Source organism: Sphaerospermopsis reniformis (assembly GCF_005402885.1).
GTDB lineage: Bacteria > Cyanobacteriota > Cyanobacteriia > Cyanobacteriales > Nostocaceae > Sphaerospermopsis > Sphaerospermopsis kisseleviana.
In genome coordinates, this window is sequence record NZ_BJCE01000011.1 from 13163 (window position 1) to 38248 (window position 25086).

At 37.8% G+C, this 25086-nt stretch carries 21 protein-coding genes and 1 tRNA gene; 13 read left to right on the forward strand and 9 right to left on the reverse strand.

Annotated elements, in window-relative coordinates; genetic code table 11:
* The first annotated feature begins 215 nt into the window (after nt 1-215).
* The 5 genes from FFR48_RS02920 (at nt 216) to FFR48_RS02940 (ending at nt 3815) form a co-directional block, all read left to right on the forward strand.
* Nucleotides 216-866 (forward strand): DUF4178 domain-containing protein, encoded by a 651-nt coding sequence (locus FFR48_RS02920; protein WP_137666315.1) that lies wholly within the window; start codon nt 216-218, stop codon nt 864-866.
* 7 nt (nt 867-873) lie between these two features.
* Nucleotides 874-2316, forward strand: a complete 1443-nt coding sequence (locus FFR48_RS02925) for a spermine/spermidine synthase domain-containing protein (RefSeq protein WP_137666316.1) — start codon at nt 874-876, stop codon at nt 2314-2316.
* 11 nt (nt 2317-2327) lie between these two features.
* On the forward strand, nt 2328-3392 hold the full coding sequence (locus FFR48_RS02930) for a lipid II:glycine glycyltransferase FemX (RefSeq protein ID WP_096572650.1): 1065 nt from the start codon (nt 2328-2330) through the stop codon (nt 3390-3392).
* Nucleotide 3393: 1 nt separating this feature from the next.
* Nucleotides 3394-3531, forward strand: a complete 138-nt coding sequence (locus FFR48_RS02935; RefSeq protein ID WP_137666317.1) for a DUF350 domain-containing protein — start codon at nt 3394-3396, stop codon at nt 3529-3531.
* A 119-nt stretch (nt 3532-3650) separates the two neighbouring features.
* Nucleotides 3651-3815: a DUF350 domain-containing protein gene (locus FFR48_RS02940; protein WP_201277568.1), complete on the forward strand. Its 165-nt coding sequence runs from the start codon at nt 3651-3653 to the stop codon at nt 3813-3815.
* A gap of 26 nt (nt 3816-3841) precedes the next feature.
* Here FFR48_RS02940 and FFR48_RS02945 read toward each other — a convergent pair whose 3' ends face one another.
* The gene (locus tag FFR48_RS02945; protein ID WP_096572651.1) at nt 3842-4201 is read right to left on the reverse strand and encodes an S-adenosylmethionine decarboxylase family protein; all 360 of its coding nucleotides are present in this window, start codon (nt 4199-4201) and stop codon (nt 3842-3844) included.
* 13 nt (nt 4202-4214) lie between these two features.
* On the reverse strand, nt 4215-5714 hold the full coding sequence (locus FFR48_RS02950) for an S-layer homology domain-containing protein (protein WP_137666318.1): 1500 nt from the start codon (nt 5712-5714) through the stop codon (nt 4215-4217).
* A 171-nt stretch (nt 5715-5885) separates the two neighbouring features.
* Between FFR48_RS02950 and FFR48_RS02955 the strand changes: the two genes are divergently transcribed.
* A complete protein-coding gene (locus FFR48_RS02955; RefSeq protein WP_137666319.1) occupies nt 5886-6788 on the forward strand; it encodes an alpha/beta fold hydrolase in 903 nt (300 codons plus the stop codon).
* 151 nt (nt 6789-6939) lie between these two features.
* A complete protein-coding gene (locus tag FFR48_RS02960) occupies nt 6940-8013 on the forward strand; it encodes a serine/threonine protein kinase (RefSeq protein ID WP_201277569.1) in 1074 nt (357 codons plus the stop codon).
* A 260-nt stretch (nt 8014-8273) separates the two neighbouring features.
* Here FFR48_RS02960 and FFR48_RS02965 read toward each other — a convergent pair whose 3' ends face one another.
* Nucleotides 8274-9185, reverse strand: a complete 912-nt coding sequence (locus tag FFR48_RS02965) for a tRNA (5-methylaminomethyl-2-thiouridine)(34)-methyltransferase MnmD (RefSeq protein WP_137666320.1) — start codon at nt 9183-9185, stop codon at nt 8274-8276.
* A gap of 103 nt (nt 9186-9288) precedes the next feature.
* On the opposite strand from FFR48_RS02965, the gene FFR48_RS02970 reads away from it, so the two are divergent.
* From FFR48_RS02970 to FFR48_RS02980, 3 genes are all read left to right on the forward strand, one after another.
* Nucleotides 9289-10107 (forward strand): sulfurtransferase, encoded by an 819-nt coding sequence (locus FFR48_RS02970; RefSeq protein WP_096567457.1) that lies wholly within the window; start codon nt 9289-9291, stop codon nt 10105-10107.
* A gap of 369 nt (nt 10108-10476) precedes the next feature.
* Nucleotides 10477-11175, forward strand: coding sequence for a YqiA/YcfP family alpha/beta fold hydrolase (locus FFR48_RS02975; protein WP_096567459.1), 699 nt, complete (start codon nt 10477-10479; stop codon nt 11173-11175).
* A gap of 350 nt (nt 11176-11525) precedes the next feature.
* Complete coding sequence (locus tag FFR48_RS02980) at nt 11526-12674, forward strand: histidinol-phosphate transaminase (protein ID WP_137666336.1); 1149 nt, start codon at nt 11526-11528, stop codon at nt 12672-12674.
* A gap of 12 nt (nt 12675-12686) precedes the next feature.
* On the opposite strand, the gene FFR48_RS02985 is transcribed toward FFR48_RS02980, so the two are convergent.
* Nucleotides 12687-13244, reverse strand: coding sequence for a hypothetical protein (locus tag FFR48_RS02985; protein ID WP_137666321.1), 558 nt, complete (start codon nt 13242-13244; stop codon nt 12687-12689).
* Between the two features lie 820 nt (nt 13245-14064).
* Nucleotides 14065-14685 (reverse strand): GNAT family N-acetyltransferase, encoded by a 621-nt coding sequence (locus tag FFR48_RS02990; RefSeq protein ID WP_096567463.1) that lies wholly within the window; start codon nt 14683-14685, stop codon nt 14065-14067.
* Nucleotides 14686-15406: 721 nt separating this feature from the next.
* On the opposite strand from FFR48_RS02990, the gene FFR48_RS02995 reads away from it, so the two are divergent.
* The 3 genes from FFR48_RS02995 (at nt 15407) to FFR48_RS03005 (ending at nt 20215) form a co-directional block, all read left to right on the forward strand.
* Nucleotides 15407-18979, forward strand: a complete 3573-nt coding sequence (locus tag FFR48_RS02995) for a response regulator (protein WP_137666322.1) — start codon at nt 15407-15409, stop codon at nt 18977-18979.
* 26 nt (nt 18980-19005) lie between these two features.
* On the forward strand, nt 19006-20094 hold the full coding sequence (locus FFR48_RS03000) for a hypothetical protein (protein WP_137666323.1): 1089 nt from the start codon (nt 19006-19008) through the stop codon (nt 20092-20094).
* Between the two features lie 50 nt (nt 20095-20144).
* Nucleotides 20145-20215 (forward strand) — tRNA-Gly (locus FFR48_RS03005).
* Between the two features lie 195 nt (nt 20216-20410).
* On the opposite strand, the gene pstB is transcribed toward FFR48_RS03005, so the two are convergent.
* From pstB to pstS, 4 genes are all read right to left on the reverse strand, one after another.
* Nucleotides 20411-21217: a phosphate ABC transporter ATP-binding protein PstB gene (gene pstB / locus FFR48_RS03010; RefSeq protein ID WP_096572654.1), complete on the reverse strand. Its 807-nt coding sequence runs from the start codon at nt 21215-21217 to the stop codon at nt 20411-20413.
* A 51-nt stretch (nt 21218-21268) separates the two neighbouring features.
* Nucleotides 21269-22150, reverse strand: coding sequence for a phosphate ABC transporter permease PstA (gene pstA, locus FFR48_RS03015; RefSeq protein ID WP_137666324.1), 882 nt, complete (start codon nt 22148-22150; stop codon nt 21269-21271).
* Nucleotides 22151-22313: 163 nt separating this feature from the next.
* Entirely contained in the window at nt 22314-23264 is a 951-nt protein-coding gene (gene pstC / locus FFR48_RS03020) for a phosphate ABC transporter permease subunit PstC (RefSeq protein ID WP_137666325.1), read from the reverse strand.
* A gap of 218 nt (nt 23265-23482) precedes the next feature.
* Complete coding sequence (gene pstS / locus FFR48_RS03025; protein ID WP_137666326.1) at nt 23483-24664, reverse strand: phosphate ABC transporter substrate-binding protein PstS; 1182 nt, start codon at nt 24662-24664, stop codon at nt 23483-23485.
* Between the last annotated feature and the right edge of the window lie 422 nt (nt 24665-25086).

Consider the following 25086-nt stretch of genomic DNA (forward strand, 5'->3'; position numbering starts at 1 on the left):
ATAATTACATATAATTTGGTATGGTTTTAGCAATGCTAAACCCGAAAAAGATGCCATTTTCATCAGATTTAGTTTATACAGTTAGAGGAAACAGGGTAAAACTCTATTTTGTAAAGTGATTTAAAATTTTCTAGCAAAAAACGAGAAATAGATCATATAGTAATGTAACTCTCAACTCGGTTGTGAAAGTTACAGTTAATCATAGTTAAACCTGTATGTATACAGTTAGTATTGAAACTCAAGTTCATGCCTTGCGTCCGGGCGATCGCGTGAGATATTCTGGTGTAGACTGGGATATAAAAGATTACAGCACCTACCAAGATCCTCAAGGTTATCAAACAGAGGAATGGTTGTTAGTCTCCTCCGGTGGTTCGGAATATTACTTATTGCGAGAATATGACCCCAGCAAAGAAATTAACTCTGTAACTTGGTATATTTCCAATCAATTACAGAATGTGTCTTTATATACTCCAGATTTTCCCAAAAACCCACTACAACTAACTACATTATGGAAAGAAATGCAAGTATTAAATACCCCTTATCCAGAACTAAAACTTTTCTATAAATCCTATTATTTCGATTCACAAACTGAAGGAAGTTATGATTCTGAAGGGAAAACAAAATCTCGCATTACTTGGGATTATTGGGATAAAGACCATTGTGTAAATTTAGCAATAGAATCTTTTCCCAATCTACAATTAGAGATTTACTCAACCAAAATAGTCAAGCCTGAAGAATTTCATAATATTCAAAAAGGTGTAAGTTCGGAACGCCAGGTATTGAGGTGGAAACCTGAGTTAATAATTGAATTAATAATTGCGCTCATATTTTTGTCCATCGGTATATTTTTAATGATATTTGGGTAAAGTTTCTATGTCTATTTCCTTATTTATTGAAAACTATGATCATCGTATTGCCTTTTATATCAATGGAGATTTACAGTTTGATAGTGCTGATGAGGCAATTTATCATGAAAATTTAGTAATTCCTGCTGTATCTTTAGCCATCCAAAGATTTACTGATACAGATTTACGGGTTTTGATTTGTGGTGGTGGTGATGGATTAGCTGCTAGAGATTTACTGCGTTTTGCTCAGGTAAAAAACATTGATTTAGTAGACTATAATCCAGATGTTATCGAATTAGCAAACACAGTATTTAAACCTTATAATTTAGGCAGTTTAGAACATGAAAAAGTTACAGTATACACTCAAGAAGCCTTTGGATTTGTCAGACAATTAGTTGATGATTATTATCATGTTGTAATTTGTGATTTCACTTGTCCTAAATCGGCTGAAGATGCAAAAATCTATAGTCAGGAATGGTTTCAAGAAGTTAATCGCATTTTAATTCCTTCTGGAATAGTAGCTGTTAACGGAGTTTCACCAAATTATGATACTCACGCTTTTTGGTGTTTGTATCAAACTTTGCTATCAGTGAATTTTGCAACTAAACCCTTACAAATTCAAATTCCCTCATTTTGTAACCATGATTATGGTGATTGGGGTTTCTTTTTAGGTTCAACACAAAGAATTTTGAGGACAGAAATTGAAAACATTTATTTCCCAAATAATTTAAATTATTTAACCCGTGAAAATTTACTCCCTGTCTTTAAATTTGAACAAAAAATAGCAGCATATCGGCATAAAGTAACTATTCACACACTGGAAAACGAACGGTTATTTTATTATCTTTTGAATCATCCATCAAACCCAGAAGATATCCTATTAAATTCTGGTGAATATGTGGATTTTTTAGATATTAATGAACAGTTCAACGCCGAAATAGAAAATATTAATTCCTTAGATTTGGAATCTGTAGCTAAGTTTTGGCTACAAAATATTTATGCTGCTCCTAATGCAGACAAAGACTTACCAAATATTAATCAATTTGTACCAGTACGTCATCCCTATCACGAACCAAAGATGACAACATATTGGTTAGATAATCTCCAAGGATTATTATCAGAAATAGACGTTAACAAATTACTCAATAGTTTACTAACTAGAGTGCAGGAATTACCACCACAAATTGCTAGTGAATTGAGGACTTTTGCTGATAAAATTAAATATAATCAGCCTTTAGGCACGTTAAACCCTAAAATGGTTGAATTGATTACTTTGTTGTCTATAACGTTGTTAATGACTAATCTAGTAGCACCAGATTCAGTATTTGCTAAAGGCTCATATTATGGTAGTCGTAGCAGTAGCAGTAGTTATAACGATGGTACTGGTGATAGTAAATGGGTAGGTTTTATATTCACTTGCTTTAGTAGTTACTGGATATATAGCATTATTAAGAGAATGCGAAATAATTAAAGATGAATATTATGAATGTTAATAATTATCACCCAACCATAGCAGAGAAAAATAACTTATCTTTAACAGTCAGAGAATTACAAGCTTCAGAAAAAACAGCTTGGAATTTGTTAGTTAAATCTACTCCCAAGGGTTGCTTTATGCAAACTACAAGTTGGGCTGATTTTAAAGAAATAGAAGGTTATAAAACTTTTCGTTATGGATTATTTTCAGAAAATAATGATTTAGTGGGTGGGTGTATTTATTATTTATACCCCCACACTAATAAAGCCAATTTATTATTTACTTCTGGTGGACCAATATTACCAGAAAATACTCCAGAAAATACTTCAGAAATAGGGATGCAGTTATTGTTAGAAAAAGGAGAAACTTTAGCCAGAAAACAGGGTGCAGTTGCTCTTCGTATTGAACCATTATGGCAGGAAAAACCTGATTATCTTCAAGATTTTGTTCGCGCACCTGCTGACTTATTACCCTGTGAAACTTTATTAATTGATTTACGCCCAAGTACAGATGAAATTCTAGCATCTATGAAACCTAAAGGGCGTTACAATATTCGTATTAGTCAACGTTATGGGGTAAAAATTGAATTTAGTAATGATTCCCAAACTATTCCTTTATTTTATAATTTATTTTGGGAAACTGTCGAACGTCAAGAATTTTTTGGTGAACCCTACAGGTTTTTTATCAATCTCTGTCAAACGTTATTTAAAGAAAATATGGCAGAAATTGGTTTAGCTAGTTGGAATGGAGAAATAATAGCAGCAATTTTAGTAGTATATTGTGGTTATACAGCAACTTATTTATATGGTGGCAGAAACTTATTATATAAACAAGTAATGGCAAATTATGGCTTACATTGGCAAGCTATCCAAAGGGCAAAAATTTGCGGTTGTCAAGTTTATGATTTTTATGGTTTTACCCGTGATCCTAATCATGGTTATGCCAAATTTTCCCAATTTAAAAGTCAATTTGGAGGTAAACATATTAAAACAATTGGCGCTCATGATTACTTTTTTTATGACCAATTAGCAGATACATTAATTAGTTTATTGCAAAAGTTGTCATTGGGTTAAAATGAATGAAATAATTATCAAAAATAACCCCGCAGCAGGAGTAGCGTTAGCAGGTTTATTAATTGCTACTGGTAATATAGTTAGGGTGGCTTTTTATCCAGAGTTTACAAATTGGTTAGTTAAGCTGTTACACAGCTAAATTGTATAATCCTAATGTTCTGAACTCTTGTTTAACAGGCAAGATGCCTGTTCCACTTATACAAATTAAATGCACAACAGCTTAGTTTTACCCAATATGGTTTAATCTTAGTATTTTGCTTGCTTTCTTTAGTTGGTATTCGCTGGTTAGCAGATTTAATTTTAGTTCCCGGTGTGAAAATTTCCGATGAAATTGTTAACCAAGAAATTCCTAATGTGGGTGCAGGTTTAATAGAAGCTTTTGCTTATATTGCTGCATCTTTTTTAAGTGGTTGGTGTTTTTAAAAATAGGGAATAGGGAATAGGGAATGCTATCCACTAACAGATAAATAATGCCAATTCTTGAGATATTCACAATTACTAAATTCTTGTGTGATTATCTGTGTTAAAAATTGCGCTTTTTGTAAATTATCCTTTTGATAATCACAGATATGAATATCAATAGTAACTTTACTTTCTTCTGGCCAAAAGTGTAACGCTATATGAGATTCGGCTAATAAAATCACTGCTGATACTCCTTGGGGTTGAAATGCAAAACTCACTTCACCGATGACAGTTAATTCAGCAGTATCAGCAGCATTTTTTAACACTTCTATAAAATCTGTTTTCTGCCAATTAAATACTGTTTTATTTACTGGTAAGATGGCAGAAAAATGGTGTGACTTAATCACTTTTACCTCTCTGTCACCTGTCACCTTTTCTAACAGGTTTAACTGTATATTTGGAAGCAAAATCAGCAGTTTCACCTGCACTTACCATAGACCTATATAACAAGGCACTAACTTCGGCTCTGGTAGCTTGCTTGTCACCGTTTAATAATTTTACATTGGGATAGTTGACAATTACGCCATTTTCTGTCATTGCGGCAATAAATTCGCGGTGTTCGCTTCTGATAGTGGAAGCATCATTATAAATAGACAAAATATCTTTTGTAGAACCGCTAAATTTATAATTCAATCCTTTTGCTAAGGTAATTAAAACATCGAGACGTTTCAGTTTTTGTGTGGGGTTAAAGCTTCTGCTGTTAACAACTGTGAAAAAACCCATTTCGTAACTTTCACGAATAGCATTATAAGCCCAATAATCTGGAGGAACATCTCGAAAATTTATAGCTTTTCGTACTTTACTTTTAATAAATGTCTTTTGCAAGAGGGCTGCTAGTTGGGCGCGAGTAACTGGGGCGTTAGGGCGAAATGTACCATCAGGATAGCCATCAATGATTTCCATTGCTGCCAATTCGGCGATATAATCCTTAGCCCAGTAATCTTTGGGAATATCAGAAAAGTTGACTCGAATACCTTGAGCTACACCCACTGAGCGATATTTACCCAATAACTCGTGAAGTTGAAATGTGGAGTTGTTACCGAGTTGGGTTAACTTTACCAAACTGCCAGGAATAGATAATAGGGCTGGTGCTAATTTAGGATCATAGACGCTAATGGTTTTACCTGCTAAGGCAAACTCGCCTTCACTAAAGGTTGCAGGATAAACGCTTGTTTGAGCAACGTTAGCAAAACCCGCTGCTTGGTATGGAGTAATGTCGATATTTTCGGAACTGGTGAGGAAGGTAACTTTTTGGTTTTTGAGTTCTGTGAAATAGTCATATTTGATAGCTGCATCTCTGTCAACGATGCCATCTTCGTTATTATCAACACCATAAAAAACGCGAACTACGGGATTTTCGCTTGGTTTGGCTGGTAAAATCAGGTTTACTGCTGTATGATCAGGTAAACAAGCAAATTCTGTGTAGCCAATAAAACGGTCTTTAGTATCATACAATCGGACAACAATGCGATCGCCCAATTTAAAACCGTTCACAAATTTGGCTTTCTGCTTAATTTTATATTTGTAATCGCCTAAAAATCTTTCTTTGAGATATTTATCACCATATTTCCCTTTAATAGATATCCGGGCAATTACTTCTGATATTTTACCACCTGGTTGCCAGATATATAAAGTAAATCCTGATTTTTCTCTCCTGGCAGAAGCAGCAGGAGTTGATGTTTCTTCTGCTTGAGTAGTTTCTTGTGCTAAAAGCTGCTGATCATTGATTGTTGATGGGATTGTAACAGATACAGCAGATAGTTGAGATGCAGCCAAGGTAGAATGTATTGGCGACAAGGCTATGAGAGAAACTGACGCTATCAGGACTTTCCTAGAATTAGTTAATATACTTAAAATCATAGTATTTTATCTGACATTAGATCAAGGCGTAAGTAAGATTTGCTAGTGATTTTGATGCTACGTGAAAGTTACAGGTGCTAGTGTACATCTTATGTAGTTTTTTCGCTCATGTTTTGTCTAGAATGCCAGGAGGATTAGCATAAAGAAACAATACTTTAGGAATCTTAACGAATGACGATTACAACCCAGAATTTACAAACCATAGAAAAACAAGTTTGGACTTGGCAAGATTATAAAATTCAATATACTGTGATGGGTACAGGTCAACCCTTGGTACTCATTCACGGTTTTGGTGCTTCTATAGGACACTGGCGCAAAAATATAGCTGTTTTAGCCAATGCTGGTTATCGGGTGTTTGCTTTAGACTTACTAGGTTTTGGTGGTTCGGACAAAGCGACCGTGAGTTATAGCATGGAAGTGTGGGTAGAACTGTTAAAAGATTTTTGTGATGCACACATTCAAACACCGGCTATATTTATAGGAAATTCCATTGGCGCACTGTTGAGTTTAATAATTCTCACAGAACATCCTGAAATTGCTGCTGGGGGAGTATTAATAAATTCTGCTGGTGGTTTGAGTCATCGTCCCCATGAATTAAACCCGGTTTTAAGGGTTTTCATGGCTACGTTTAACAAGTTGGTAGCTAACCCAGTCACAGGAAAATTCGTTTTTAACCGCATTCGCCAAAAATCACAAATTCGCCGCACATTGTATCAAGTATATTGCGATCGCAATGCTGTAACAGATGAACTTGTTGATTTACTTTATACACCATCTTGCGATCCAGGAGCGCAACAAGTTTTTGCTTCCATTCTCACCGCACCTCCAGGACCTGCTCCCGAAGAACTATTACCGCAGTTAAAATGGCCTTTATTAGTAATTTGGGGTGCTAATGATCCTTGGACTCCAATTACCGGCGCTAAAATTTACGAAGAGGCGGGTAACAATGGTAAAGATATTCAAATTGTGCCTATTCCTAACGCCGGTCATTGTCCCCATGATGAAGTACCAGATATTGTCAACACTGCAATTATTGACTGGTTAGCACAGAAAAACTGGAAGTCCGTAGGGTAAAACATCAAAACCATCTGGAATTGGTAATGGGTAATGGGTAATTTGTGAAGCACGTAGATTACCTTTTACTCATTCCTATGTCAACTGAGGAAAATTTTTGAAAATGTATTTTATGATTTTGTTTTGTCAAAACAAAACTTGTGTGTATTTTATGATAGAGTTTAATGTAAATCATGGATACAAAAAGATAAAATTCTGCAAAAATTATCCAGATTTTTCGGCATTTGGCTATCAAGTAATTCGAGAATTAGGCAGAAACTCAGAAGGAGGACGCATTACTTATTTAGCTAATCATATCAACTCTCAAAAACAAGTAGTAATTAAGGAATTTTGTTTTGCAAATACAACTGCTGACTGGTATGGAGTGAAAGCTTATGAAAGGGAAATGCAGTTTTTACAAAGATTAAATCATCCCCGCATTCCTCGTTATATAAATTCTTTTGAAACACCAGGATGTTTCTATTTAGTCCAAGAATATAAAAATGCTCCATCATTAGGTTTGAGCCGCTGCTTTCATCCCCAAGAAATAAAGGAAATTGCTTTATCAATTTTAGATATTTTAGTTTATCTACAAGAACAAAAACCTAAAATTATTCATCGAGATATCAAGCCAGATAATATTTTATTAGACCAGCAATTACAAGCTTATTTAGTAGATTTTGGTTTAGCAAAGACACAGGATAAAAAAGCAGTTTTGAGTACATTGGTTGCTGGTACTCCGGGGTTTATTCCCCCAGAAGCAGAATTTGGATATCCTTTAACAGCAGCATCTGATTTATATAGTTTAGGTGTAACATTAATTTGCTTGTTGACAAATAGTCGATCTGCGGATATTGGTAAATTAATGGATGATAAATATCGCTTTAATTTTCAGGAATTACTTCCTGATATCAGTCCAAGTTTTTGTTCATGGTTAAAGAAAATGGTTGCACCAAATCGTAAATATCGTTATGCTAATGCTGCGGATGCTTTAGCAGCACTAATGCCTATTCCGGTGATAGGTTCTGGTACAATATCAGATCAGATATTAGATATTTTTTGGATTGCAATAAATCAACAAAAAATTATAGCTATGCTGGGTTTAAGTGTGACGGGAATTTTATTAGGTCTAGGCTCAAATTTGATGATTTCTCAACTAGGTAATGCTGTAAATTCTAATGTCGAGTTAAAGCCGAATTTAATAGAAGTGAATAGTAGTAAAAATAATAATTATTCAGTCAAGTAATTTAAAATCTATAATCGTTTATTTATTACAAAAAAACATGGGTAAAAGTTATTAACTGATTCTCAACCAAGCAATTAATAGCTTATGAATGAATCTTTTGTAATTGTTTTAGGTTCCTTAAAATATTACTCTTAAAATATTACTTGCCTTGCGTTGAAATTCAAGTTCTAAAATAATATACCCATGATCAAGAAGTAAAACAGGTTTCTAGTCTGTTGACGGGCAATTGCGATGCACTGAGCTTGTCGAAGTGTCAAATATTAACCCTTTCCTAGCCATCGTTTGCGCCATTTTGAAGTTGTTTCTAAGGGACTCGTTTCTTGTTCTTGTCGCCTTCTGCTTAATATTAACTCACCAGTATCACTTAAAGAAGGATCTCGATAAGGAATAGCAGCACGAGTTTGTAAATGTTCTTTTTCGGCTACTGAAAGGGGATAAATCCCTGTAATGCGATGCACTGAGCTTATCAAAGTGTCATTTACCCCATCGGGATATGCTCCAATAGTACCAGGAGTGCGTCTTCCTACAGGTGCGGTAGAACCTATTACCAACTTAGCCGCTAAAAGTGCAGTGCGTACAGCAGCAGCACAGGAATAAGTCGCTAATAACCCATCTCTGTGTAAACACTGCGTTAATTTTTGTATAAATTCCACAGTCCATAATTGGGGACAATGGGGTGGTGAAAAGGGATCAAGAAAAATAGCATCTGCTAAAAAACCTGATTTACCTACTTCTTGAATTAATTTTCTAGCATCACCTATCAGTAATTTAGCTTGTAAGCGATTTGTTTGACAATAGTGCTTAAATGCCAGTTCGTTTAAAATAGTTCTATACTCATCATCCCAATCATTAAATATATCCTGGCTCATCGCTGCTTTGGGAACTTCAGGATTTATTTCTAAACCAATAACTTCCACTATACAAGTAGGATTTTCTTGCCAAATTACTTCCAAAGCAGCCGCTGTATTGTATCCTAGTCCATAACAAACATCTAAAATTTTTACTATTCCTTTCCTGGCTACTTTCTGTACTTGAGTGGGAACTGCAAATTTTAGATAGCTCTCTTGTTTTGCTCCATAATTACTGTGAAAAGCTTCATTAAATTCTGGAGAAAAAAAAGTAAAAGAACCATCTTTTGTCGATTGAAGTGTAAAATTATTTGTATCTGACATTTTTCTCGTTACCTCATTTCAATATTCATCATTCAGCAGTTAGGATACTGGGTGAGCGAAAATAACCTTCCTTCTGTCACCTGTCACCTGTCACCTGTCACCTATGATTAATCATCAATTTGTTGTTTCTCCCGAATGGCTATTTACCCATCTTAATGATTCCCAAGTAGTCATTATTGATTGTCGCTTTTCTTTGGCTGATCCACAATTAGGACAAAACCAATATCAAACAAGTCATATTCCAGGAGCTTACTATTTAGATTTAAATCAGGATTTATCTAGCCCTGTCGCTGAACATGGGGGAAGACATCCTTTACCTAACCCCAATGATTTAGCAGATAAATTAGCAAAAATTGGGGTAATATACCAAAAAACTTTAGTAGTCGCTTACGATGATTCACGTTTGGCTTTTGCATCTCGTTTGTGGTGGTTATTGCGTTATTTAGGACATGAACAAGTAGCTGTTTTAGATGGTGGTTTTGCTGGTTGGCAAAAAGCTGGTTATCCTATTACAGATGTAATTCCAGCACCTAAAATGGGAACTTTTACCCCTCAGTTAAATGAAGAAAAAGTTGTAGACTATACTTATGTTAAAAATTTCAAAGATAGTCCAGATGTAGTTTTAGTAGATTCAAGAGATGGCGATCGCTATCGTGGAGAACGAGAACCAACCGATAAAATAGCTGGTCATATTCCCGGTGCTGTAAACTATCCTTGGCAAGCAGTCACCGACGCTTCCGGTTTCTTACTTCCCCAATCAGAACAACGTCAACGATGGGAAAAAATAGAACCTACTAAAGAAATTTTAGTTTATTGTGGTTCTGGTGTAACCGCCTGTGTCAATTTACTTTCTTTAGAACTAGCTGGAATTTCCACAGCTAAACTTTATGCAGGTAGTTGGAGTGATTGGATTAGTTATTAGAAATAGAGAATAGGGAATAGGGAATAGGGAATAGGTGATTGGGGACTGGACACTAAAGAACTAGCTAGAAAAATCAATCGCTCTACTAACAACGCCAATAATAACTCCAACAATCGCTCTAACAATAGAGAATCTGGGCGCGAACAAAGATTTATCAACCGTCTTACCAGAGATAATTTAGGAAGAGAATCAATCAGGAATAATCCTTTGGGATCAATAGATTATTTTGTCAAAACAGGAGAAGTCATCCGCGAAAATAGACAGAATACTTCGACTCCGCTCAGTACAAGTAACAATCCTGGCAATAACCCTGGCAATAACCCCGGTAACAATTAAGTTTTGAGTGAATAATGGATCAGGAGTTTTAATTTGACTTCATTCATCTATCTTCATGGCTTTGCTTCCAGTCCTAAATCAACCAAAGCACAGGATTTGAGCGATCACTTTACCCAAATTCAGATCAAGTTAAAAATTCCCGATTTAAATGCTGGTGATTTTTCCCATCTCACCATTACCCGTCAATTACATCAGGTTAAATTTTATGGTGAGCGACCTGTACTGAGCGGAGCCGAAGTAAGCCGAACCGCTGAATTTCCTGATCCATCCATACCTGTAACGCTGATTGGTTCTAGTTTAGGTGGTTTAACATCTGCTCATTTGGCAGAACAAAACCCACAAGTGCAACGCTTAGTGTTACTAGCACCAGCTTTTGGATTTTTATACCATTGGTTGCCCTCTTTAGGAGCAGAAAAAATCAAACGTTGGCATCAAGAACAATATTGCTTTGTTTATCACTATGGGGAAGGAAGAGAATTACCTTTAAGTTATAATTTCGTCACAGATGCTGCCAAATACCAGGAAAACTTGTTACAACGTCCCATTCCTACCCTGATTTTACATGGCAAACAAGATGAAGTTATTCCTATTCAAGCTAGTCGAGATTTTGCGCGATCGCGTCCTTGGGTAGAATTAATAGAATTGGATAGCGATCACACCTTGGCAAATGTAACTGATAAGATTTGGCAAGCCATTCGCTCATTCTGCAAACTGGGGAATGGTGACTGGTAACTGGTAACTGGTGACTGGTGACTGGTGACTGGGGAGAATAATATATTAGGGTTTGCTGAATAAATATAAAACCACGATAAATCAAGGGATTCAGGTGTAAAAAAGGTGAAAAAGCTGCAAGGAATAGACACTAAAACCATCAAAAACTGATCACTTTTATTTCCAAATCAGTCATTCTTGGCTACTTCTAATTCTCCCTCCTGACTCCTTGCCCTCACGAGAAGACTTTTTCAGCAAACCTTACATTACTTCTTGCCTCCTGAACTTCTGACTCCTGCCTCCTGCCTCCTGAACTCCTGAACTTCCTGCCTTCTGTTCCCTGTTAATAGTTCCCTAACAACTAACAAATGATGCTTCCATTTATTCGTTCTGATTTAAACCAATTTTCTGCTTACAAACCCCACCCCAGCAGCAATACAAGCGAACCGGCTGCAACGCAATTTGATCGGCTGGATACTAATGAAAGTCCCTATGATTTGCCATCAGAGATCAAAGAAAAATTAGCTTGGACTTTTCAACAAGTCATTGAAAGCAATCGTTATCCTGATGGTGGACATGAGGCGCTCAAAGAAGCGATCGCCGAATATGTCAATGAGTCAGCTAACCTTTCATCCTCCACTTTCACCGCTGCTCATATTTCTGTAGGTAATGGTTCCGATGAACTCATACGTTCTTTATTAATCGCCACTTGTTTGGGGGGAGAAGGTTCTGTTTTAGTTGCTAACCCCACTTTTTCCATGTATGCTATTTTGGCGCAAACTCTAGGTATTACTGTGGTGAGTGTGGGTAGAAATGAAAGCAATTTTGAAATAGATTTGAAAGCGGCACAATCAGCACTGGAAGAAACTCAAAATCCTCCAATTCGAGTGGTTTTCGTTGTTCATCCCAATTCTCCCACAGCTAATAGTTTGACTGCGGCAGAAGTAACATGGTTAAAAAGTTTACCAGAGGAAATTTTGGTAGTGATTGATGAAGCTTACTTTGAATTTAGCCAAACTAGCTTAGTTGGGGAATTAGCACAGCATCCAAACTGGGTAGTGTTGCGGACTTTTTCCAAAGCTTTCCGGTTAGCAGCTATGCGAGTAGGCTATTGTGTAGGTCATCCCGATGCGATCGCTATTTTAGAAAAAGTCCGTCTTCCTTACAATCTACCCAGTTTTTCCCTTGCTTCCGCTTTAGTAGCTGTACAAAATCGTCAACTTTTGCTAAGTTCCATTCCCCAAACTCTGAGTGAACGCAGTAAACTGATCATGGCTTTATCCCCACACCCAGCATTAGAAATTGCAGATAGTGACACTAACTTTATTTACCTGCGTCTGAAACCGAAGACTTCTCAACCAGTCAATGAAGCTTTAAAAATGATCAATCAAACACTCACAAATGAAGGCACTTTGATCAGATCACTGCCTGGGGGATTACGAATTACTCTAGGAACACCAGAAGAAAACTCTCGTACCTTGACGCGATTAAAAACAGCTTTAGCCAAGCTTGAATATTAACTATATTCACTATTAATAATCAAAACATTCGTCGTCTAAATCATTGCCAAGACGACGCACTATTGTCACTGTTTGCGGCAACACACCCACTAACATAGCAAAGGCAGCATCTGGCAAATCAGCAACCATTTCTGCTGGAAAATACTGTGCAAATTGTTCCAGAATTTTCTGTACTCTCTGTACAGGAACTGGATTTTCTGTAATTTGTTTGATTAAGCGAATCCATTGTCTTCTAATCAAGTAAGCCTTCTGAAGCTCTTCATGAGATTCAGGAGCTAATAAGGAGAGATTACCTATAGGTATGACAAACTGACAATCCCTGTCATAATCCCCACCTACAACTGCTCCAGGACCCGCAAACTCTGCATGATAGCGTTTCCCAACTATTAACCCGTTGCGCTTACGACTATTAACTATCAAAACTTTTCCGCTATGTAATGACGCAAGAATATCAGTGCTATGCGATCGCTCACTACCATCTCGCATGGTAGGTTTGTCCAGGAAACTAGTTTCAGAGCAATAAGTTGATACTATAGCAGCTTGATAGCGTTGGCGTTGTTCGCTATCCATGTTTTTCAAATTTTTAATGAAATTGATGGTAATAGAAGAAGCATTCCTATTTTGCACAGGCACAGAAATATTATAATATAGTATATTATCAAAAAAGTAAACCCCACCTATGTCGGTTGAAATTAGCCAGTGCAGGAGGACTTAGTTTGTGTAGCCAAGGCAGTGCTTTGCGGATATTCCCCCAGTTGTAACAGCTACTATCTAAAATTATCATTTAAAGACATTCTAAACATTTGCCATGCCCTGGGAATATGGACTTAAAAACGTCAATTGAGTAACTGTTTAATTAAATCAAAGATTATGTTTGTATCATTAAAAATTGTTTACCAACCCTAAATAAATAGACGACAACAAAATTCAGTAGTGTTCAAAAATTAATAATTATATTACACATCTCCAAAATAGAATGTATTAATTTGTCATAAGTTGTAGGGGCGAAGCTTATGGGCGATAATTTAACGGAAAAATCAGACATCTAGATATCCCATAACTTCTTTTCTGGAGATGTCTATTTTATGGGATTGAGGCAGATTTGTCTTTAACTCCAGCAATTTTTTCTTAAAGTTTTTATAAGCACAAGTGTCGAATATTAAAGAAACTTAACTAGGGTTTGCTGAATAAACCAAAAAGCCTCATAAATCAAAGGTTTGAGGCTCATAAAAAAGACAGTAGGTGCTTTCGTTATAGCGTCTTGAGTCTGAAAAACCTTGCACTTTTCTGGGCGGACAGAAATGAAAAAATGTCTTTAATTCTCCTCCTGACTCCTAGCCCTAACGAAAGGACTTTTTCAGCAAACCCTAACTATAGCAGCAGTCAGAAGTCAGGATATCAAGGAGTCAGGAGTCAGGTGTTTATGCAAGAAAATCTGCCGTGAGGGATAAAAGAAAAAGCTGTTCCAATTAGATTCAACTCCATGCACGCGATATCCCAACTTGAAATACAGCTGCCTGGCTTGATAATTATTTTCCAAGACATGAAGATATAAATCTTCAAATCCCCAGTCTTGGCACACTTGTTCACAACTAATCAGTAAACTGGAAGCCAAACCATACCGACGGTATTGTGGGTGAACAGCTAAATTAGACAAATAGGGATAACTCTTTTGAATATTTGTCCAACTATCACTGAAACGCACACCCAGTTCCACAGTTCCCAGTATTTGATGAGTGCCTGTGGTACTGATGTCAACAGCCACCAAACAGACGTGATGAGGTGTCATTGACGCTAGACGATACTTTAAGTCTTCATAAATACCCAAACGGAATAAAGGAAAAGCCCATCCCCATAAACCTTTTTGGGAGTGAAAACTTTCAGCAATGATTTGGGCAATCCCTGGTAAATCAGCAGATGTAGCTGCACGGATTTGGAACTGCCAAGAATTGAGGATACGTGTATCTGTAACTAACTGTTGGTGATGTGGGTGAAAAAACCAGGATTTCAAAGCTAGTTGAGGATTGAGGTTAATTTAAGGAAAGTTGGCTTGAGTATAGTTTTTGTAATTCGTCACTTGTCATTAGTCATGAGGTTATGCTGTAGTTGAGACTGTGGCAACTCACGGCGAAGCCTGTCACCGATCACGTTGTGATTGCTCAATAGACATCTCGTGGTAATTAAATGTGCATAATCCCCGAATCCCTGTAGGGACAATTCATGAATTGTCCCTACAATAATTGTCATCAGATGTCTAATTACCAAGAGGTACTTGTTTAATACTATACTTTATTTTGAAATATAGTTATTATATGTCATATTCATCACTCTAACATAACCTAGATCACAAAAAATCAGCTTTAAGTGTTAGTATCACGGATGGAATGGGAAAAATCAATATATAGTTTATACTCTTTTCTCTGGAGGACAGGGTCTGATGTAGCACCAGCAGGTTATAAAAGGAGGTGAGAAAAGAATTAGTCAGTTGAAATTTACACGGTAAATCAAAAATGACAATCCAATAAACTGTCCTGCGGAAGAGGGGCAAACTGCTGATGACAAATCCTGAAAAACAATAATTTCAATAACTTTAATTACACACTTTGGCATCTAGCTGTCATGTGTCCCAGCAATTTATTGGTCGAAATGCTTGAACCTTACCTGATTCAGAAATACCTTGATCTGAGCAGATTATTCTTTATCCGACTGCCGTTGCAGCAGGAAAGCTGTGCATGACATCACAAGCAAACAGAAACAGTAAGCCAAAAATTTTGGTTGTCGATGATGAGCCAGACAACCTAGACTTGCTTTACCGCAGTTTCTATCGTGAGTATCAGGTTTTGAGAGCTAACTCTGGACATGCAGCTCTGGAATTGCTGGCACAAGAAGGGGATATCGCTGTGATTATCTCTGATCAGCGGATGCCAATGATGAGCGGTACGGAATTTTTAAGTCTGACAGCAACTCAATACCCAGATATTATTCGGATTATTTTAACTGGCTACACTGATGTTGAAGACTTGGTGGAGGCGATTAACTCTGGCAAGGTATTTAAATATGTTACGAAACCTTGGGAAGCTGAAGAACTGAAAGCCGTAGTCCGTCAAGCGTTGGATACCCATAATGTCTTGAAAGCCAGAACCCGCGAACTGACTCGGACTCTGCGGAGAGAATCCCTATTGAATACTGTCACTAATACTATTCGTAGCGCCCTAGACTATCGGCAAATTTTACAAACCATTGTTGATACAGTGGGGCATATGTTGGAGGTGGATGTTTGCCTGTTACGTCCCTTTCAAGATGAAAAATTGGCAGATGAAGGATTTATCTACCAAAAATCTACTCAAGCATCATTGCTAGACCAACAGAGATCCGCTACTGAGAACAATGATGCTTTTTCTCCACCTCTATCTAAAGACAATAACAAGTTAGCTACCGCAAATCAGGTCTCTATCACCCCATTACCTCTTTTAGCTCAGACAGTGTGGGAAATTGATGCAGTGCAAGTAATTCATAATGTGACTGGTGATGACCGCATTCAAAGTCGTGAAAAACGGGCTGCTGCTTTTAAAGAAGCTAATATATGTTCTAGTTTAGTAGTGCCGCTGATTTGTCAACAAGAACTAAGAGCAGTATTAGCTTTGCACCAGTGCGATCAAATCCGTATTTGGGAAGAGGAAGAGGTAGAACTGCTATCAATTGTCGCTGATCAGGCAGCCTTAGCTTTATCTCAAGCCTATGCTTATGAACAAGTAGAAGCTTTGGCGAAGCGAGAAGGTTTAATTAATACAATTACTAGGGAGATTCGCTCTAGTCTAGACCCACAAGATATCTTTGCTGCTATCACCCAAAGATTGGGACAAGCTATGCAGGTTGATGGCTGTGTTCTGTCTTTATGGACTCAGGAAGATGAATTTGTCCATTGTGTAGGTTTGTATGACAGTTCTAAACATCTGGAGAATTTTCCCGAAAATAACCTCACTAGAAATCGGCGAGCTTTAACTCAGCAGTTGTCTAGTTCCCAAGCTCCGATCAGGAAAAATCCGATTTTTTTAGAAATATTGCGAACAAAAGAACCTGTTGTAATTACGGATATAAATCACTCTCCCTCAGATGTCCAGGCATTTGACCTACCTTTGAAAATGCGACCGCGATCGCTCATGGTCGTTCCCTTATTAATTGATGGTCAATGTATTGGTAGTATTTCTCTGAGAGAAGGTGAGAAAATCCGTAAGTGGCTACCATCGGAAATTGAACTGGCTAAGGCCGTGGCCGCTCAAGCTGCGATCGCTGTCCAACAATCTCGTTTATACCAAACAACTCGTGAACAGGCGGAACGTTTAATCCAATTAGATCAACAAAAAACCGAATTTTTCCAAAATATCTCCCATGAATTTCGCACCCCTATCACTTTAATTCAAGGACCTTTAGAGTCGGCAGTCGAAAGCGGAGAAGGCTTAACCCCAGAGCAATGTGCGATCGCCCTCCGCAATTCTCGCCGTCTGTTACGATTGGTAAATCAACTACTCGATTTACAACGCTTGGATGCTGGTAAAATGCAACCGAGTTTCCGTCCTTGCAGTCTAGTTGAATTTGTGAACCAAATAGTCGATTCATTTCGTCCTTATTGTGAGCGAAAGGGACTGAGAGTAATTACGGATTTGTTTGAATGTCCAACAGTCTACTTGGACATGGAAAAATTTGACAAGGTACTTTACAACCTGTTGTCCAATGCCATGAAATTTACTCCCGATGGGGGTAAAATCACTGTGAGATTATTCAATGACGGTAATGCTTGCGTCTTACAAGTTCAAGATACAGGAATTGGTATTCTTCCCGAACAAATTCCCCACCTATTTGAGCGATTCCGTCAAGCTGAAGGTTCAGAAAACCGCTCCTATGAAGGGAGTGGATTGGGTTTATCCCTGGTTAAAGAATTAGTAGAAATCCACGGTGGCGAAATCAGCGTCCAATCAGTTTATAGACAAGGTACTCAATTTAGTATTCGCCTGTTGACAGGTTCAGAGCATTTACCTCCAGAACAGGTACTAGATACACCCTGCGAATTAAATATCAGCCGCGCCAATGTAGAACTAGCGAATTTAGAACAGGTAGGATCAGCATCTGATCACAGAGAAATTATCACCAGAGATCCATCACCGAATCTACAAATTGTCGATTCTAACGGACAAATTGATACTACTGACCCATATCCTGAGCAATTAATCTTAGTGGTAGAAGATAACCCAGATATGCGAGACTATGTAGCCAATATTTTACGTCCGTGCTATCAAGTAACTACCGCTCGTAATGGCTACGAAGGATATAATTTGGCACGAGAAATTCTCCCCAGCCTGATTATCACTGACTTAATGATGCCCTTAGTGACTGGATTAGAAATGATTCAGATGATTCGCACTGATGATTTGATGCGAGGTACACCTGTCATTCTCCTGACTGCAAAAGCTGATGACGAAACTCGTATTCAAGGAACAGAATATGGTGCAGATGCTTATTTAGCTAAACCATTTAATGATCGGGAACTGCTGGCAGAGGCACGCAATCTTTTAGCCTTGAAGGAAAATGAAAAACGAGTTTTGGAGCTAAACACTTACTTGACAGAATCTGTACTCAAACGCTTTTTACCCACTGCGTTAGTCCAGAAAGCCGCTGCGGGAACTTTGTCTCTAGATTTGCGCCCAGAACCGCGTTTAGTGACAGTTTTGTTTAGTGACATTGTGGGTTTTACCCAGCTATCCAATACTCTCAGATCCCGAAAAGTCGCAGAGGTGCTAAATGAATATTTGGAAACTATGACTAAAGTTGTGTTTCAGAATGGTGGTACTGTCGATAAATTTATGGGAGATGCTATCTTAGCTTTGTACGGAGCGCCAGAAGACCTCACACCCAATGAACAGGTGCGTCGTGCTATCAATACTGCCAGAGGAATGCAACAAGCCCTGGTAAATTTAAATAAGCGTTGGCTAGAACAGGGTATATTTGAAACAGATGGCCGTAAAGGTGTACAGTTTCGCTGTGGCATTCACCAAGGTACAGCAGTGGTGGGGATGTTTGGTAGTGAAGAACGTGCTGATTATACGGCTATTGGTCCTTCTGTGAATATTGCTGCTAGATTGCAAGCCGCGGCTATACCTGGTACTATCTTAGTTTCTGCTGCTGTTGCTGATTATTTGCAGGAAGAAGAAATTACTAAAGGTAGTCCCCTGGAACTGAAAGGAATAGATGAAACAGTCCTCACTTTTGTCGTGAGAACAGATTTAGATGCTTCTATAGCTAATGAGTAAAGTCAAGTTCTACTGGATATTCAAACATGAACAATGTCAAATCCAGTTTTAAACTGCATGATGAAACCATCAAATACAGACATACTGATCCACCTTGGTTTTGGACTGCTGTATTTACAGGTTCGATTTTCCTACATCTGTTCGTGTTTTGGTTACTGCGCTCCTATGAACCATTTCTACTGTGGATTCCTCGGTCGAATCAAGATTATATTGCTATTGATTTGATCGATATTCCATCTGCTGTAGAATCACAAGAATCACAACCCACAACCGTTAAACCAAAAGTTTCTTCTTCCAGTCAAAAGTCTGTTACAGCATCTTTACCAAAAACTACTCTCACCACTCCTGAAAACCCAGATGATCAGGTGATAAATTCTGATCTCAATCTTTCACAACAGGGAGAAAGCAAAAATACTGAGGTTAATCATCAACAATTAGAACCCACACCCACACCTACACCTACACCCACACCTACATTTACACCTCAAGTACAATTTACTCCTAAACCTACTCCCACACAGACTATTCCATTCAATGATCTTCCCTGGAATCGTCGTCAAGAAATTAAGCTGGGAAAGGGAATTTTATTACCAAATGATATTCCTTCAGAATCACCAAATCCCACCCCAGAACCAGAAACTACACCAAATCCCACCCCAGAACCAGAAACTACACCAACTCCCACATCACAAGAAACCACAACTGCAAACATAGGAGGTTTCCTAGCTAATATTGATCCTATACTGAGAGATGAAATAGAACAATTAAGACAAGATGGAAAATTAAGAGTAGATGGTTTACCTGATGTACTGGCAGAATATAAAGGTTCTCCAAACAAGGACTTAAAGCTTAATTTTCTTGCAAGTGACTCTGGATTAAAACCAGCAAATATACTAGCCAGTTTAATTATTGATAAAAACGGTAACTTTCAACAAGCGGTAATTATCAATCTCGAACCTGCGGTACTTCGCAGTGAAGAAAGTATTTATGAACAAGCATTAAATGAGATGTTTCAACAAGAAAGCTTTATAGGTGCGTATAATCAGGATGGCTCAAAACCAGAGTTAAGCAATTTATATGTGCGGATTAGAATTGAACCGATAAATTTTCAATAAGGGCTTGCAATTTCAGGAAGGTTCTGTTATATTCAAATAGTTGGAAATTCGCGGGCGTAGTTTAGTGGTAAAACTATAGCCTTCCAAGCTATTAATGCGGGTTCGATTCCCGCCGCCCGCTTATCTTACTATGCTTGTTGTTCAAGGTTAAGTAAGTTGAAAGCACAAACTTTCTTAACTTACTTTGTTGTCTATTTTCAAAGATGAGGAGCTAAACCATAAGAATTAACAAATATAACAGGAGATAGTAAGGGTTCAGCATTGCTAAACCCCGACAAGGTTCAGGTATAAACAAACTGTGACACAACTACGATATTTAACCAAATCTACCACTAATGTAAGCTTTTGTATCTTCTTGTTGCGGATTGTTGAAGATTAATTCTGTTGGGGCGTATTCTACTAAATAGCCTGTACGTCCACCCTTTTCCGAAGTTTTAACATTAAAGAAAGCTGTTCTATCAGAAACCCGCGCAGCTTGTTGCATATTGTGGGTAACAATCACAATCGTGTATTGTTCTTTAAGTTCGTGAATGAGTTCTTCAACCCGCAAAGTGGAAATAGGATCAAGTGCGGAACAAGGTTCATCCATGAGTATTACTTCTGGTTGTACTGCGATCGCTCTAGCAATACATAACCTTTGTTGTTGTCCACCAGAAAGAGACAAACCACTTTGGTTGAGTTTATCTTTCACTTCATCCCACAAAGCAGCTTGACGCAAACTCCGTTCTACCAATTCATCAATATTACCTCTGTAGCCGTTAATTCTCGCACCAAAAGCAATATTTTCTTTAATTGATTTAGGAAAGGGGTTTGGTCGTTGAAACACCATCCCGATGCGACGACGCACTTCTACTGGATCAATGTCAGATGCATACAAATTCTTATCATCAAAATAAACCTTACCTTCTGCACGGAATGAGTCAATTAAATCATTCAGGCGATTATAGCAACGTAGTAATGTACTTTTACCACAACCAGAAGGACCGATAAAAGCAGTAACTTTATTTTTGGGAATATCCAACCAAATATTTTGTACAGCTAAGAAGTTACCGTAATAAATATTCAGGTTTTCTGTACGTAACACAACGTTAGCATCGTTGATTGTACTGGTGTTCATAGTCATAGATATTTTAGAGTTAGGTTGTAAAGTAGGCATAATGTTTATGAGCTTTTGTTAAGCTTTTTGCCTAGTTGCCCAGCGAGCGATAATACTTGTAATCAGAACCATCAACACCAAAATTAAAGAAGCTGCCCAAGCTAGAGACTGCCAATTTTGGAAGGGTGAAATAGCGAAGTTGTAAACTAAAACAGCTAGGGACGCGGTAGGTTTGAGTAAACCATCAGGCCAAAAAGAAGAAAAGAGTGCAGTAAACAATAATGGTGCAGTTTCTCCCGATGCTCTGGCGATCGCCAAAGTCGAACCAGTTACAATAGCTGGTAAAGCTGCTGGTACAACAACTTGTATAACTGTTTGAAAGTTAGTTGCGCCTAAACCCAAAGATGCTTGTCGTAAGTCCTGGGGGACAAGCTGTAAGGCTTCATCGGTTGTACGGACAATAATTGGCAACATTAAAATTGCTAAAGCAAACCCACCACCCAAAGCTGAGTAAGAGCCTAGATTGAGATTTGTCAATGTTAAAACCACAATCGAGTATGCAAAAACACCTGCAATAATTGAGGGAACACCACTCAAAACATTAGTAGCAAAGCGTACCCACCGAGCAATTTTACCATTACTAAATTCTGTTAAATAAATAGCTGCCAATACTCCTGTAGGAATACTGATGATAGCACCAATACCCACCATCAGCAAAGTTCCCAAAATAGCATTACCGAAACCACCGCCTTTTCTGAAAGGTGCTGGTGGTAGTTGGGTAAACACATCAAGACTGAGACTGCTGAAGCCTTTAAACAATACATAAGAAAGTACAGCCAACAAAGGAAATAGCGCCAATGCTCCACATATAAACGCTACTACTGTCATCACCGTGTTAAATAAAGTGCGGGGAGAAGTAGGGGAGCGAGTCAGGCTATTTTGGGGAAATAGAGAAGTCATTCTATTTTAGATTTTGGATTTTAGATTTTGGATTGACTCTACAAAAAGTCATTTTTGCTGGTATGTATAACTAGCAATCAGAAACCGAATTAGTATGAAAAAACGTGCATAATTTTAAATTTTCATCTGCATTTTTTCATAATCATTCTGATTGCTGCTGTAATTAAAGTCGCTTCACCCTAATAACAATAAACTCCGCCAGAATATTAACTAACAACGTCAGTAAAAACAACACTAAAGCAGCGTACATCAAAGCCGAAACTTGCAGACCGCTGGCTTCAGAAAATTGATTTGCTAGTAGTGAAGAAATGGTATTAGAAGGAGCTAACAGAGAAATATTAATATTGTTAGAATTACCAATTAACATGGTGACAGCCATTGTTTCGCCCATTGCTCGGCCGAGTGCTAACATGACAGCACTGACAATACCGGAAAATGCCGCAGGAATGAGGACTTGAAAAATAGTTTCCCAACGAGTTGCACCCAGTCCTAAAGCTGCTTGACGTAAACTAGGGGGAAGGGAAATTAAAGCATCACGGGAGATAGCAGTAATAATTGGTAAAGTCATAATTGCTAAAATTACTCCTGCTGGTAACATCCCAGGTCCTGTAGGTGTAGAACTAAAAAATGGTATCCAACCTAAAGAACTGTGTAACCATTTACCCACGTCATTTAAAATCGGGATTAAAACAAAAATTCCCCATACTCCATAGACAACACTAGGAATGGCAGCTAGTAATTCTACTAAAAATACTAAAACCAACCGCACCTGAGATGGGAGAAAATTCTCACTTAATAAAACCGCCGTACCCACGCCAATGGGTACAGCTAACAACAAGCCAATAAAAGAACTCATCAGAGTTCCATAAATTGCTGGTAAAACTCCATAGTTATCATTAACTGGGTTCCAACTGCTTTGAACTAAAAAGCCCAACCCAAATTCTTGGATAGCAGGCCAAGCACTAGAAGCGACTTGCAACGCTATCCATAGGAGAATACCAGCGATCACCAGAGCAAAAATCCTTGTCAACCAAATAAAGCCCCTATCTAGAGATTTATCAAGTTCCGAGCGTTGTTTAACAGCTAATGACAGATTCTGAAAATTTGTATTCATGAATACTGACTCTAGAAAGAAAATCGAAAAAAATGTGAGGGGAACCAAATAAAAGTCAAAAGTCACAAGTCAAATGCTTGCGGTGATAACCTTGGGGATGGCTATAAATGAAATTATCATTTCGTTACCTTTTGGCATTTGATACTAAATAATCAGGGTTCCCAACTGATTTAGTAATTCAATGATTGATTATCTTGAGCATAGACGGAAGAGTGAAATTACTTACTCGCATTGGTGGAGTCACCAACAGCAATTTTATAACTAGGACTGATTTGATCAGCAGCAGCAGCTACTTTAGTAACCACATTTGCTGGTAAGGGAATATAACCTAGTTCATCAGACAGCTTTTGTCCGTCAGTCAAAGCATACTCTATCGCTGCTTCCATTGCCTTCGCTTTGGCTGCATCAGGATACTTTTTATAAGCCAGAATCCAAGTATAACTGACAATGGGGTAAGAATCTGCACCTTCTGGATCAGAAATAAAGGCGCGGAGATTTTCTGGTAAAGTTACAGCTTCTAAGGTTTTAGATGTTGATTCCGCATTTGCAGTCACAAATTTACCACTTTTGTTTTCCAAAGCAGCAAATTTTAAATTGCTTTGTTTAGCGTAACCATATTCTATGTAACCAATAGCACCTTGAGTTTGTTGGATTTGGGCAGTTACACCTTCATTACCCTTACCACCAACGCCCACTGGCCATTTTACACTTTTTCCTTCACCAACTTTTGCTTTCCATTCTGGACTGATAGCACTGAGATGTTTTGTAAATACACCTGTAGTTCCACTACCATCAGCACGATGGATGACAGTTATGGGTTGGTTTGGTAACTTAGCATCAGGGTTAGCTTTGGCGATCGCTGGATCATTCCAGGTTTTGATTTTACCTAGTAGAATATCAGTATATACGGTTCGTGGTAGTTTCAGTTCAGGAACATCTGGCAGGTTATAAGCCAGGACAATGCTACCAGCAGTTACAGGCAGCATCATTACCCCTTTATCTGCTGGTATTTTGGCGATTTCCTCATCCTTCATGGCCACATCACTAGCACCAAAGTCTACAGTACCTTTGGTAAACTGTTCAACTCCAGCACCACTACCCACTGACTGATAGTTAACTTTTAAACTCGGATATTTTTTGTTCAATTCAGTAAACCAAGTTTGGTAAAGTGGAGCAGGAAAAGATGCACCAGCACCTGTCAATGTAACATCTCCACCTAAATCCAAATTTTTAGCAGGGGTAGTGGCAGCAGTATTTTCAGTATTGCCTGAATTATCAGTATTAGCAGTGTTGTTTGGGCTGGAATCTCCCCCACAAGCTGCTAAACCTAATGTCAGTGCTACTACGGAAATAGCGGTTTTGACGCGATTATTTTTAACAGAAATTTTGCGTAATAGCATTGCTGTCTAAATTTTGTAAATTGCCATAATAAGAGAAACGCCTCTAACATACCTCTAAATATTTAATCTCAGGTAAACAAAAGGTTAACAAACCAAAAATTTTCTGTTTTCCTAATCAATGCCCAAAATTCATCTGATGAATTAGTTGTTATATTTAGTAATACAAATTACACTCTAATTATAGATTATTTAGGAAACAATACGGTCAAATATTGATTTAGCTCTGATCAAAATAGCCTACTCTGTTCGCAAATTAATTACAAGTAAGTCGACAGGAAAAAACCAAAGCAAGTACAAAAATGTAAAATTGCTAACAACCTTTTCCCTCCAGCATAGATGCCTCCTGCCTTGTTATAACGACAATTTTTAACGCCTACCTACTTAATAGTATATCAATTTGCTTTGATTGGGTAAGGATTCAG